Origin of the sequence: Shewanella nanhaiensis (genome assembly GCF_019457885.1) — a bacterium.
In the GTDB taxonomy this organism is placed as follows: Bacteria; Pseudomonadota; Gammaproteobacteria; order Enterobacterales; family Shewanellaceae; genus Shewanella; species Shewanella nanhaiensis.
Window position 1 is genome coordinate 1 of sequence record NZ_JAHZST010000015.1, and the last position, 13,149, is coordinate 13,149.

A 13,149-nucleotide genomic window follows, 5' to 3' on the forward strand; every position below is an offset into this window, starting at 1 on the left:
ATCTACTCATGTTTTTTATCCTCTATTACTTCGCTAAAAGTTAGAGTTCAATTAACATGAGTAGATATTCAGGCAAAGCCTAATTGATGATAACCACCTACTGAAGTAGGTGGTTTAGGGCTGAAAATAAAAAAGCCCATCAGAGATGGGCTTTCAAATAGCTTTTACGCTAACAATTAACCTAGCACAGCAATCAGCACACCAGCGGCGACAGCCGAACCAAGTACGCCCGCCACATTGGGTCCCATAGCGTGCATTAACAAGAAGTTATGTTGGTTAGACTCTAGCCCAACTTTATTAACCACCCTTGCGGCCATGGGCACAGCAGAGACACCTGCAGCACCTATTAGTGGGTTTATCTTACCTCCTGATAGCTTACACATCAGCTTAGCCATCAGTACACCAGTCGCAGTACCAATAGCAAATGCAACCGCGCCAAGAAGCAAGATCCCTAAGGTCTCAATCTGCAAAAACTTATCCGCCGACAACTTTGAGCCCACCGCTAAACCTAGGAAGATGGTAACGATATTGATCAACTCATTTTGAGCCGTATTCGATAATCTATCCACCACACCGGATTCACGCATCAGATTTCCAAGACAGAACATCCCCACTAGAGGCGTCGCTGCAGGCAGAAACAGAATAGTCAAGCCCAGTACCATAAGCGGAAAGATAATCTTCTCCTTCTTGCTCACTTCCCTTAGCTGCTCCATCTTTATCTGACGCTCAGCCTCAGTAGTAAAGAGTTTCATAATTGGAGGCTGAATAAGAGGAACCAGCGCCATATAGGAGTACGCAGCCACTGCAATAGCTCCAAGCAGATCTGGGGCAAGCTTGGAAGCAAGGAAGATAGCTGTAGGTCCATCTGCACCACCTATGATGGCGATAGCACCCGCATCTTTCATACTAAAATCAAAACCCGGCACAAAATTTAGCGCCACTGCACCGATTAAGGTTGCAAAGATACCAAATTGAGCTGCCGCCCCTAAGAGTAACATTTTAGGGTTAGCTATCAGGGCTCCAAAGTCGGTCAAAGCACCAACCCCCATAAAGATCAACAGGGGAAATATGCCCGTTTCGATACCCACATGATAGGCAAAATAGAGTAAGCCGCCCTCATCGGTAAAACCACCGTTTGGAATATTCGCTAAGATAGCACCAAAACCGATAGGCAAAAGTAACAGAGGCTCGAAACGCTTTACTATTGCTAAGTAAAGCAGTAGTGCGCCAACCCCCATCATAAATAACTGACCACCAGTAAAATTAGCAATACCGGACTCAGACCAAAATGCAATTAACCCGTCCATCTAAACTCCTATGCTAGACCTAGCAGTTGATGGCCTACGGCGACAGAGTCACCCTCTTTAACCCAAATTTTACTGATCACACCGTCAATCTCAGCACGCACTTCGGTCTCCATCTTCATCGCTTCTAAGATGATAACCACATCGCCTTGGCGAACGGTATCACCCGGGGAAACATTCACTTTAAAGATATTGCCTGAAAGTGGCGCGTTCATCTCAAGCTTGATTTCACCACTTTGTTCTGGTGCTGTCGCTGCAGGCGTAAAGGGGACCACATTCTCAGCCGAGCTGATTTGACTAATTTCGCCCCCCTGCGACACCTCAACAACAAAGCTTTGCCCTTGAACATTCACCGTATAAGTTTCAGGTTCTCGCTCCTGTTTGGCTACTTGCTGAGTGCCTGCGACTTGTGCGGCCAACTTAGCAGCCAGCTCAGGTTTAGGCTCAAAGGCATCTGGATTATTTCTGTTTTTAATGAACTTCAAACCAATTTGTGGAAACAGAGCGTAGGTCAACACATCATCGATAAGCTCGCTCGCCAACGCCAAACTCTCTTCGGCTGCTTTTGACTTAAGCTCATCTGTTAACCTTTCCAGTTCAGGTGATAGCAGATCGGCAGGGCGACAAGTGATCGCTTCAGCGCCATTAAGTACCTTAGCTTGCAGTGCTTCATCAACAGGTGCTGGTGTCGCGCCATACTCACCTTTGAGTACCCCTTCGGTCTCTTTAGTCATCGACTTGTAACGCTCACCAGTCAATACATTGATGACAGCTTGCGTTCCAACTATCTGAGATGTTGGCGTCACTAAGGGAAGGAAACCAAGATCTTCACGTACTCTAGGGATCTCCTCTAACACTTTATCTAGCTTGTCAGCAGCGCCCTGCTCTTTTAACTGGCTCTCCATATTGGTCAGCATACCGCCTGGCACCTGAGCACGAAGAATGCGGGAATCAATGCCCTTGAGCTCCCCCTCAAATTGAGCGTACTTCTTGCGCACATCTCTAAAGTAGGCAGAGATCTCTTCGAGCAGAGCCATATCATAACCGGTTGCTCTATCAGTCCCTTCAACCATAGCAACGAGTGTCTCTGTTGCGCTGTGACCATAGGTTTGGCTCATGGAGGAGATGGCGGTATCTAGCACATCAATTCCGGCCTCTATCGCCTTCTGGTAGGTTGCAGTACTCAACCCTGTGGTGGCATGACAATGCATAGAGACCACAAGGTCAGTTTGAGATTTGATCTGACTGATCATGTCAAAAGCATCAAAAGGCTTAAGAAGACCCGCCATATCCTTAATACATAAAGAGTTACAGCCCATATCTTCAAGGCGCTTGGCCATATCGACCCAGGTATCCAGATTATGTACAGGGCTTGTTGTGTAGGAGATGGTTCCCTGAGCATGACCGCCCACTTCAACCACAGACTTAACAGCAGTCTCAAGGTTGCGAACATCATTCATCGCATCGAAAACACGAAATACATCAACACCATTAGTATGAGCACGCTCAACAAACTTATGAACAAGATCATCAGCATAGTGACGGTAGCCTAACAGGTTCTGTCCACGTAAAAGCATCTGCTGAGGAGTATTAGGCATCACCTTTTTCAACTCACGGATCCGCTCCCATGGATCTTCGCCTAAGTAACGAATACAGGAATCGAATGTGGCTCCTCCCCATGACTCCAAAGACCAGAAACCAACTTTATCCAGTAGTGGTGCGATAGGCAGCATATCTTCAGTGCGAAGACGCGTGGCCAGTATTGATTGGTGTGCATCTCTTAGGACGACATCGGTTAACGCAAGTGGCTTACTCATAGAAAATCCCTACTGCTTTATTATGCTTTAGCGCGATATTGCTCAATGGCGGCGGTGATAACAGCAACCATTTTGGGATCAACTCCCTGATTTTGTGTCGCTGATCCGTTTTCAACTGGTGCTTTAGGCGTAATAGGCAGAGGAGCAAATCTCCACGCCACCAACTTAACGCCTAAAATAAGTACCGTTAAAAAAACAAACACTAACCCCATACCCAATAGCATGATGCCAAACGATTCAACAATTTGTTCTGATATCGAGTTCATACCATCCTCTTTATTAGCCCAGAGCATAGGAGAGATAGAAAGCATCCCCACAGACTCCAGTACTCTATCAACTAGGGCTCACAGCCTAGAAAATAACTTTTTATTCATTTTTGATAATATAACCAGTCATCCTGACAGTCTTGTTTGTTAGCATCAGAGCCGAACATAAGCTCTCTCTGACTGAAAACAATAACTAATCTATAACAAAATAGCGAATGCGTTGTAAATTGGTCATACCAAAATAGTCAAAAGTATCGCTAGATGAATAAGGAATTAATAAAATATAGCCCAATAAATTAAGAAAACACCAATCCCCTAACGCAATATGATAATTCCTATGCAGAAAGTCGTAGCTAAAGATATGTGAAAATCAAAAATGGAAGCTATGATAATAGTGAAGTGAAATTTTATGCAGTTTATAGAGAGGACGTTCAACCTTTTATTCGATCTAAGCAAAAGAAACGCCCAGATAAAATAGAATCAAGTCCACTCAGAGGCCAGATCCAACTCAGTACCTTGTACCGAGCTTGAATATAAGTGTTCCAGACACAAAAAAGCCCACTGATTTCTCAATGGGCTTGATTGATGGCGGAGAGGGAGGGATTCGAACCCTCGATGGGATTTAAAGCCCATACTCCCTTAGCAGGGGAGCGCCTTCGGCCACTCGGCCACCTCTCCTAATCTTATTCATAAAATGAATAATGGTGCGCGTGGGAGGATTCGAACCTCCGACCGCCTGGTTCGTAGCCAGGTACTCTATCCAGCTGAGCTACACGCGCAAATCTATCTTCTGCTTACCGATAAAGATAAACCTATTTCGAGTTAACGATAAACACGAAACAAAATATGGTGCGGATGGGAGGATTCGAACCTCCGACCGCCTGGTTCGTAGCCAGGTACTCTATCCAGCTGAGCTACATCCGCACAAGTCTACAACCTTTTTAGTAAGTATGGTGCGCGTGGGAGGATTCGAACCTCCGACCGCCTGGTTCGTAGCCAGGTACTCTATCCAGCTGAGCTACACGCGCAAATCTCTTACTTGACTGAAGCTAACACTAGAAACGATCCAGTGTATAACTCTTGTCATCTCTATTTTTAGTATGGTGCGGATGGGAGGATTCGAACCTCCGACCGCCTGGTTCGTAGCCAGGTACTCTATCCAGCTGAGCTACATCCGCATCGAAAACTAAAAATATCTCGCCCAAATCACATTATAAAACGATTTAGCTTTATAACCTAGGGCGACAAAAAAACCCGCTGATGATATCAACGGGCTTGATTGATGGCGGAGAGGGAGGGATTCGAACCCTCGATGGGATTTAAAGCCCATACTCCCTTAGCAGGGGAGCGCCTTCGGCCACTCGGCCACCTCTCCTAATCTCGTCTTATTCAATAAAGAATAATGGTGCGCGTGGGAGGATTCGAACCTCCGACCGCCTGGTTCGTAGCCAGGTACTCTATCCAGCTGAGCTACACGCGCAATTTACTTTTACTTATCAGTAAAGATAAGTAAGCTCCGAGTTAACACTCAACTCGAAACAAAAATCATGGTGCGGATGGGAGGATTCGAACCTCCGACCGCCTGGTTCGTAGCCAGGTACTCTATCCAGCTGAGCTACATCCGCACATATAAAACATCACATGAACATTAATATTGAATGGTGCGGATGGGAGGATTCGAACCTCCGACCGCCTGGTTCGTAGCCAGGTACTCTATCCAGCTGAGCTACATCCGCAACGCGTTTCAATATATCCGTTCTCTTACAAAATGGTGCGGATGGGAGGATTCGAACCTCCGACCGCCTGGTTCGTAGCCAGGTACTCTATCCAGCTGAGCTACATCCGCATCGTATTTGTAAGTAAGAAATGGCGGAGAGGGAGGGATTCGAACCCTCGATGGGATTTAAAGCCCATACTCCCTTAGCAGGGGAGCGCCTTCGGCCACTCGGCCACCTCTCCGTTTCTTGGCGCACATATTACTGTTTGAAGAAAATAAGTCAAACCATTTCTTATAAAGGATTTCTGTTTGGAGTGTTTTTAGTCAGATCAAACAAATAATGCACGTCTTCAATATATAAGGGCTAATCTTTATCCATAATAGATGGAGGATAAAGCCAAATTCTCTTATAGCAAAAAACAAAAAAGCCAGTTAATAACTGGCTTCTCTATAAATTCATGTTTAAAGGCTGCAATAAACTAAAAATTGCCACCTTCTGAAGAGTTCCCAGCTTTCTCAGACTGAATACGTTGATAAATCTCTTCACGATGTACCGAAACTTCTTTAGGTGCATTAACACCTATACGCACTTGATTACCCTTGACGCCTAATACGGTGACAGTTACTTCATCACCAATCATCAGTGTTTCACCAACACGACGAGTCAATATCAGCATTAGTTTACTCCTTTAGTTCTAAACTCTGCTTTATACGGCACTAATCCGTTATATGCTTATTATAAGGTTAGCTTAGTACAAATTAATAGTACTCAAGCTCAAAACCACCATTTAAATACAGCTTATTTAACTATAAACCGCAATATGAGCTTACTACACTAGCCTTACACTCAAAATGAGTTGGAATCAGTAGATGATACTACAATCTACAACAGCCTTAACCTAGCACTAAAAATGAAAATCCCCAAGGACAAAGCATTAACCGCGGCAGATTAAGACAAAAAACAGACAAACCACAACAATAAAACTCCAAAATGAAACGCAAAAAACACATGAGTAACCAGATATGATACGACTATCAGTGTATCTGTCCGAACTATCTACAATTAAGCGTTTGTGATTTGAAGCACAAAAAAAGCGCTTTAGTTAAAGCGCTTTTTAGAGACAGTGCATTTAGCCTAAGCTAAACGCTCCTCAAGCCAAGGTAAAACTTGCTCTAAGGCACCATCTAACTTTTCTGGCTCTGTTCCGCCAGCCTGAGCCATATCTGGACGTCCGCCACCTTTACCACCCACTTGAGCAGCAATTGAAGCGACTAGTTCACCCGCTTTTACTTTAGCGGTAAGATCTTTAGTCACACCAACAATAAGGTTTACTTTGGCTTCACCAGCAATAGCAAGCACAACGATACCTGAGCCTAACTTCTGCTTAAGTTCATCTTGCAACCCTCGAAGAGCACCAGCATCAACGCCTTCAAGCTTCTTAATCAGAACCTTAGCACCATTAATCTGCTTAGCTTCACCAGCTAGATCAGCACTAGTGGCTGCCGCAAGCTTATCTTTGAGTTGAGACAACTCTTTTTCAAGTAACTTAGTGCGATCTAATTGAGCCTTTAGCTTAGTCACAACTGAGCTGCTATCTGCTTTAAGCAAGGCTGCCGCCTTATCTAACTCAGCTTTCTGAGCTGCCACATAAGCCATAGCTGCCGCTCCAGTGACCGCCTCAATACGACGAACACCTGCAGCAATACCACCTTCTGAGGTGATCTTAAACAAGCCTATGTCACCAGTTCGGCCAACATGAGTACCACCACACAGCTCGATTGAGAAATCACCCATGGTGACCACGCGAACTTCATCTGTGTACTTCTCACCAAACAGTGCCATTGCACCGCGCTCTTTGGCTTGCTCCATATCCATCACTTCAGCGGATAGTTTATGGTTGCGACGAATTTGAGTATTGACAAGATCTTCAACCGCTTTCAGCTCTTCAGGTTTTACACCTTCAAAATGAGAAAAGTCAAAACGTAACCTTTCTGCATCAACCAAAGAGCCTTTCTGAGTCACATGCGTACCTAAGAGTTGGCGCAATGCAGCATGCAACAAGTGAGTCACTGAGTGGTTTAACTCAGTGCGGTGACGAAGCTTCTTATCAACAATCGCCTCGAGTGTATCACCCACGCAGATGCTGCCTGAATTAACCGTTCCCTGATGTCCAACGGCTTGACCATACTTTTGTGTGTCTTTAACGTCAAACTCAACGCCTTTAGCTGTCAGTAGGCCTTTATCACCACACTGTCCGCCTGACTCACCATAAAATGGTGTGCTATCGAGAACGATAACCGCCTCTTCACCAGCATTTAAGCTATCTGTTGACTCGCCAGCTTTATAGATAGCGGTAACTTTGCCCTGTGCAGTGAGTTCGGTATAACCAGAAAAGTGAGTCTCTTCATCAATTTTAAGAGAATCATTGTAATCAGTGTCGAACTGGCCTGCCGCTTGAGCACGGCTTCTCTGCTCGGCCATAGCAACTTCAAAACCTGCCTCATCAACAGTGATCTCGCGCTCACGGCAAACATCAGCAGTTAAATCAACAGGGAAACCATACGTATCATAAAGTTTAAATGCTGTCTCACCGTCAAGTACATCACCTTCAAGCTCATTAAGCGCGCCATCAAGAATGCCTAAACCACGCTCAAGTGTACGAGCAAACTGCTCCTCTTCCGCTTTCAATGATTTCTCAACAATAGCTTGTGTCTCAACCAGTCCCTTAGCTGCATCTCCCATCACCTCAATCAGTGTTGGTACCAGCTTATAGAAGAAGGAGCTTGTTGCGCCTAACTTGTTACCATGACGGACTGCACGGCGAATGATGCGACGAAGCACATAGCCTCGACCTTCATTTGATGGCATAACACCATCTGCAATTAAAAACGCACATGAGCGGATATGATCAGAGATAACCCGCAAGGATTTGTTTTCTAAATCGGTAACCCCTAAGATCTCAGCCGTTTTCTTGATCAACGCCTGGAAGATATCTATTTCATAGTTAGAGTGAACTCCCTGCATAATCGCGGCAATACGCTCAATCCCCATACCGGTATCAACAGAGGGCTTTGGCAGCGGTAACATCTCGCCACTAGCTTGGCGGTTGTACTGCATAAATACGATATTCCAGATCTCAATAAAACGATCGCCATCCTCTTCAGGCGTACCAGGACGACCGCCCCAGATATGGTCGCCATGATCATAGAAGATCTCAGAACAGGGACCACAAGGACCTGTATCACCCATCTGCCAGAAGTTATCAGAGGCATATGGAGCCCCTTTATTATCGCCGATACGGATCAAACTCTCAGCTGGGACTCCAATCTCTTTAGTCCAGATATCAAAAGCTTCATCATCAGTTTCATAGATGGTGACACACAGACGCTCTTTAGGAAGCTTTAACTCTTGGGTCAGAAAGTTCCATGCAAAGCTGATTGCTTCACGCTTAAAGTAATCACCGAAGCTAAAATTACCTAACATTTCGAAAAAGGTATGGTGACGAGCGGTATAACCCACATTATCCAGATCATTGTGCTTACCACCAGCGCGCACACAACGCTGAGAAGAGGTAGCTCGTGTATAACTACGTTTATCTTCCCCTAGAAACACATCTTTAAACTGGTTCATACCTGCGTTAGTAAACAGCAAGGTTGGATCATTTACAGGTACCAGTGAACTACTGTCCACAACCTGATGACCGTTAGTGCGGAAATACTCCAAGAAAGCACTTCTTAGCGCTGCAGTGGTTTGATACATGAAATCATCCTGAATTAATTAAGCTAACAGTGAATATAACATTCACCGACATACTATTTAGCCGGACATTATAATCAGTCTAAAGGATAACAACCAGAGATTTAGCAGCGGAAAAGTCGGAAAGAGCCGAAATTTAGAGGAAGCGCTAAGCTAGCAGAGGGAAACTGAGTCACAGCCGATAAAACAGTTTAGAGATTATGCCAATCGGTATAATAATCGCGGTGGCAAGATACCACCGCGAGATAGTGAGTCGCAAATGCACTTCTGAGCAATGATGGAAACTGTTAAGCTCAGTTCTTAGTTATAAGTGTTTAGAATATTTCGCCTGTTTCAAGATCAACATTCTCATCACCCACTTCAGACTCAACTGCAGGCTCAACAGAGGCAAGCAACATGCCACGTAGTGCTGTATCAATCTCCTCTGCAATCGCTGGGTTATCAAGCAGGAACTTACCCGCATTTGCACGACCTTGGCCTATCTTATCGCCTTTATAGCTGTACCAAGCACCGGCTTTTTCGACCAGCTTATGAGCTACGCCTAAGTCAACCAACTCACCTGTACGATTAATACCTTGACCATATAGGATCTGGAATTCAGCCTGCTTAAATGGTGCAGCAATCTTATTCTTGACCACTTTCACGCGGGTCTCGTTACCAACAACCTCATCACGCTCTTTGATGGCACCAGTACGGCGGATATCAAGACGAACAGAAGCATAAAACTTCAGTGCGTTACCACCTGTAGTGGTTTCAGGGTTACCAAACATAACACCAATCTTCATACGGATCTGGTTAATAAAGATAAGCATGGTATTGGTTTGTTTTAGGTTACCAGCAAGCTTTCGCATCGCTTGACTCATCATACGAGCCGCTAGACCCATGTGAGAATCACCAATCTCGCCTTCAATTTCCGCTTTTGGTGTTAAGGCAGCAACCGAATCGACAACGATAACATCAACAGCACCAGAGCGAGTTAACGCATCACAGATCTCTAACGCTTGCTCACCTGTATCAGGCTGTGAACAAAGTAGGTTATCGATATCCACACCTAACTTTTTAGCATAGATAGGGTCTAGTGCATGCTCTGCATCGATAAAAGCACACACCTTACCTTCACGTTGAGCGGCAGCAATAAGCTCAAGAGTTAGGGTAGTTTTACCTGAAGATTCTGGGCCATAGATCTCAACGATACGTCCCATTGGAAGACCGCCAGCGCCTAAGGCAACATCTAAAGAGAGTGAACCAGTAGAGATAGTTTCAACATCCATTGAGCGGTTTTCGCCCAGCTTCATAATAGAGCCTTTACCGAACTGCTTTTCGATCTGGCCTAAAACGGCGTTAAGTGCTTTCTCTTTGTTCGCGTCTATCTTCATTCCTGTATCCTCAGAGTCACAGCGGTTGCGCTGATTAAAATCTTGTGATGACTCCAGCGTCTATCAAAAAGTGCGTAAAAGGAGTCTCAATATGCAAACTAGTATACTGTATAGTCATACAGTATCAAGTACTGTGGAAGAATATTTTTCTTCACTCCAGATCACTGGATAATAAGTACTTATTTCCACAGATATTATTCATTCTGATTTTTTATCACGATTAAAAGCTTAATAATGAGAAAAATATTGTTAATATTGCCGCCAACCAGTAAAGGTCGATTTAGATAAATGCGGCCAGTTTAATACGTCATAAAAGAGACGAGCAGTAGATGAAAGCGATCGACAGCCAAGATTTAGAAAAACATACTCCTATGATGCGTCAGTATTTGACGTTAAAAGCCGAAAATCCAGATGTACTTCTTTTCTACCGTATGGGCGATTTCTATGAGCTTTTTTACGATGATGCCAAGAAGGCATCTGAGCTATTAGGGATCTCGCTTACAGCAAGGGGCAAGAGTGGTGGCGACCCTATTCCCATGGCTGGTCTTCCCTACCATGCCGTAGAAGGCTACTTGGCAAAGCTGGTTCAACTGCGCGTTTCGGTTGCTATCTGTGAACAAGTTGGCGATCCTGCCACATCTAAAGGTCCAGTTGAGCGCAAGGTGGTTCGACTCGTCACACCAGGTACACTCACCGATGAAGCGCTACTGCAGGAGAGACAAGATAATCTACTTGCAGCCGTTTATCATGGTAAAAAAGGCTTCGGCTATGCCACATTAGATATCAGTTCAGGGCGATTTGTCATTGCTGAGCTTGAGTCCTGTGAAGCACTAGAAGCAGAGCTTCAACGTACCAGTCCAGCAGAACTTCTCTACAGTGAAGACTTCTCTGAGATGAGCCTTATTTCAGCATTTGAAGGCACCCGCCGCCGCCCTGAGTGGGAGTTTGATTTCGACACCAGTCAAAAGCTTCTGCTTGATCAATTTGGCACCAAAGATCTTCAAGGTTTTGGGCTAGATGGTGCTCGGTTATCTCTTCAAGCTGCGGGTTGTCTCATGCAGTACGTAAAAGACACTCAACGCACGGCGCTCCCTCATATCAACTCAATAGTCAGGTTTAATCAAGGTGATAGCATCATCCTAGATGCCGCAACCAGACGTAACCTAGAGCTAACGATGAACCTTCAAGGAGGTCACTCCAATACGCTTGCCACTGTGCTCGATAACACAACGACTCCGATGGGAAGTCGTATGTTACAAAGATGGATCCACGAGCCACTACGTGATCGCCAGCGTATCGAAGCGCGTCAAAGCGCCCTCGAAGAGATATTGGAAAATGGTCTCTATGATGAGTTACACCCTCTATTAAAGTCACTGGGTGATGTTGAGCGGATAACCGCGAGGCTTGCATTAAGAAATGCACGTCCCAGAGACTTCTCTCGCCTTAAGCATGCCTTAGCGATACTGCCTGAGATCCAACAAATACTGGCCAGATGCCAATCGGCTCACCTTCAATCTTTAGCTAGAATTATCAGCGAGTTCCCAGAGGAGTTAGCATTACTTGATAGTGCCATCGTCGATAATCCTCCTATGCTTATCCGTGATGGTGGGGTGTTAAAGCCTGGCTACAATGCTGAATTGGATCAATGGCGCGACCTAAGCCAAGGCGCAACAGACTACTTAGCTGAGCTTGAGGCAAGAGAGAAAGAGGCCACTGGTATCTCGACGCTAAAAGTCGGTTACAATCGTGTACACGGTTACTATATTGAGGTCAGTCGGAGAGAATCTGATCTTGTACCTTTGAGTTACCAGCGCAGACAGACACTGAAAAATACTGAGCGTTATATTGTCGCAGAGCTAAAAGAGCACGAAGAGAAAGTACTCTCCAGCCAAGGCAAAGCCCTAGCCCTTGAGAAGCAACTATGGGAACAACTGTTCGATCTTATCTTGCCCCAGCTCCATGAATTGCAACTTTTCGCCCAAGGTGCAGCAGAGCTGGATGTACTTGCAAATTTTGCAGAGCGAGCCGACACGCTCAACTATCAAAGACCCGTGCTAACCGATATCCCAGGTATTCAGATAGAGTCTGGCCGACACCCAGTGATTGAGCAGGTGAGTCAAACTCCATTCATTGCCAATCCAGTGACCTTAAGTCCTGCGAGAAAGATGTTGATAGTGACAGGTCCGAATATGGGCGGTAAATCGACCTATATGAGACAAGTGGCTTTAATCACCTTGATGGCACATATAGGCTGTTATGTTCCAGCTCAAAGCGCGACTATCGGCCCAGTTGATCGCATATTCACTCGTATAGGCGCCGCAGATGATCTCGCCTCCGGTCGCTCAACCTTTATGGTCGAGATGACTGAAACCGCCAATATACTTCACAATGCGACCCCAAAGAGTCTAGTACTGATGGATGAGATCGGTCGAGGCACATCGACTTACGACGGTCTCTCTCTAGCCTGGTCTGCAGCGGAATATTTAGCGCAGAAAATTGAAGCCATGACACTGTTCGCCACACACTATTTTGAACTGACTCAACTGCCAGAACTAATATCAAATGTGGCGAATGTACACTTAGATGCAATTGAACACGGTGACACAATCGTCTTTATGCATGCAGTGCAAGATGGCGCGGCTAGCAAGAGTTACGGACTTCAAGTTGCGGCACTTGCAGGAGTGCCTAACCCAGTCATTTTGGCGGCAAAACACAAGCTACACCATCTGGAGAGCCGTGATAGTCACAATACACAGCAGACTGACTCAAGTGGTGTACAGCAAAGTATGGTATTTCCAGATCCCATTAGATCACCTCTTGAGGAGGCGATGGAATCAATCCGGCCAGATGAGCTTAGCCCTAAACAGGCTTTGGATATCTTGTATAGATTAAAGGATTTAAGTTAAATCTCA

7 protein-coding genes and 11 tRNA genes are annotated in these 13,149 nt (G+C 45.3%); 1 reads left to right on the forward strand and 17 read right to left on the reverse strand.

Going from position 1 to position 13,149, the window contains the following annotated elements; genetic code table 11:
- Window positions 1-176: 176 nt before the first annotated feature.
- From K0625_RS17910 to recA, 17 genes are all read right to left on the reverse strand, one after another.
- Complete coding sequence (locus tag K0625_RS17910; RefSeq protein WP_220110947.1) at window positions 177-1,307, reverse strand: sodium ion-translocating decarboxylase subunit beta; 1,131 nt, start codon at window positions 1,305-1,307, stop codon at window positions 177-179.
- An 8-nt stretch (window positions 1,308-1,315) separates the two neighbouring features.
- Window positions 1,316-3,121: a sodium-extruding oxaloacetate decarboxylase subunit alpha gene (gene oadA / locus K0625_RS17915; protein ID WP_220110948.1), complete on the reverse strand. Its 1,806-nt coding sequence runs from the start codon at window positions 3,119-3,121 to the stop codon at window positions 1,316-1,318.
- 20 nt (window positions 3,122-3,141) lie between these two features.
- A complete protein-coding gene (locus K0625_RS17920) occupies window positions 3,142-3,387 on the reverse strand; it encodes an OadG family protein (protein WP_220110949.1) in 246 nt (81 codons plus the stop codon).
- Between the two features lie 586 nt (window positions 3,388-3,973).
- Window positions 3,974-4,065, reverse strand: a tRNA-Ser gene (locus K0625_RS17925).
- 24 nt (window positions 4,066-4,089) lie between these two features.
- Window positions 4,090-4,166 (reverse strand) — tRNA-Arg (locus K0625_RS17930).
- Between the two features lie 68 nt (window positions 4,167-4,234).
- Window positions 4,235-4,311: transfer RNA gene (locus K0625_RS17935), tRNA-Arg, on the reverse strand.
- A gap of 27 nt (window positions 4,312-4,338) precedes the next feature.
- Window positions 4,339-4,415: transfer RNA gene (locus K0625_RS17940), tRNA-Arg, on the reverse strand.
- 73 nt (window positions 4,416-4,488) lie between these two features.
- Window positions 4,489-4,565, reverse strand: a tRNA-Arg gene (locus K0625_RS17945).
- A gap of 105 nt (window positions 4,566-4,670) precedes the next feature.
- Window positions 4,671-4,762: transfer RNA gene (locus K0625_RS17950), tRNA-Ser, on the reverse strand.
- Window positions 4,763-4,790: 28 nt separating this feature from the next.
- Window positions 4,791-4,867, reverse strand: a tRNA-Arg gene (locus tag K0625_RS17955).
- 68 nt (window positions 4,868-4,935) lie between these two features.
- Window positions 4,936-5,012 (reverse strand) — tRNA-Arg (locus tag K0625_RS17960).
- A 34-nt stretch (window positions 5,013-5,046) separates the two neighbouring features.
- A tRNA-Arg gene (locus tag K0625_RS17965) sits at window positions 5,047-5,123 on the reverse strand.
- A 33-nt stretch (window positions 5,124-5,156) separates the two neighbouring features.
- Window positions 5,157-5,233, reverse strand: a tRNA-Arg gene (locus tag K0625_RS17970).
- 21 nt (window positions 5,234-5,254) lie between these two features.
- Window positions 5,255-5,346 (reverse strand) — tRNA-Ser (locus tag K0625_RS17975).
- Window positions 5,347-5,583: 237 nt separating this feature from the next.
- Window positions 5,584-5,781: a carbon storage regulator CsrA gene (gene csrA / locus K0625_RS17980; RefSeq protein WP_012325942.1), complete on the reverse strand. Its 198-nt coding sequence runs from the start codon at window positions 5,779-5,781 to the stop codon at window positions 5,584-5,586.
- 458 nt (window positions 5,782-6,239) lie between these two features.
- Window positions 6,240-8,864, reverse strand: coding sequence for an alanine--tRNA ligase (gene alaS, locus K0625_RS17985; protein WP_220110950.1), 2,625 nt, complete (start codon window positions 8,862-8,864; stop codon window positions 6,240-6,242).
- A gap of 311 nt (window positions 8,865-9,175) precedes the next feature.
- Window positions 9,176-10,237 (reverse strand): recombinase RecA, encoded by a 1,062-nt coding sequence (gene recA, locus K0625_RS17990; RefSeq protein WP_012325944.1) that lies wholly within the window; start codon window positions 10,235-10,237, stop codon window positions 9,176-9,178.
- Between the two features lie 329 nt (window positions 10,238-10,566).
- On the opposite strand from recA, the gene mutS reads away from it, so the two are divergent.
- Window positions 10,567-13,143: a DNA mismatch repair protein MutS gene (gene mutS / locus K0625_RS17995; protein WP_220110951.1), complete on the forward strand. Its 2,577-nt coding sequence runs from the start codon at window positions 10,567-10,569 to the stop codon at window positions 13,141-13,143.
- Window positions 13,144-13,149: the final 6 nt, after the last annotated feature.

Coding starts and splice junctions, on each gene's coding strand:
- K0625_RS17910 (WP_220110947.1), bottom strand. CDS start 1,307: ATGGACGGGTTAATTGCATTTTGGTCTGAGTCCGGTATTGCTAATTTT.
- oadA (WP_220110948.1), bottom strand. CDS start 3,121: ATGAGTAAGCCACTTGCGTTAACCGATGTCGTCCTAAGAGATGCACAC.
- K0625_RS17920 (WP_220110949.1), bottom strand. CDS start 3,387: ATGAACTCGATATCAGAACAAATTGTTGAATCGTTTGGCATCATGCTA.
- csrA (WP_012325942.1), bottom strand. CDS start 5,781: ATGCTGATATTGACTCGTCGTGTTGGTGAAACACTGATGATTGGTGAT.
- alaS (WP_220110950.1), bottom strand. CDS start 8,864: ATGTATCAAACCACTGCAGCGCTAAGAAGTGCTTTCTTGGAGTATTTC.
- recA (WP_012325944.1), bottom strand. CDS start 10,237: ATGAAGATAGACGCGAACAAAGAGAAAGCACTTAACGCCGTTTTAGGC.
- mutS (WP_220110951.1), top strand. CDS start 10,567: ATGAAAGCGATCGACAGCCAAGATTTAGAAAAACATACTCCTATGATG.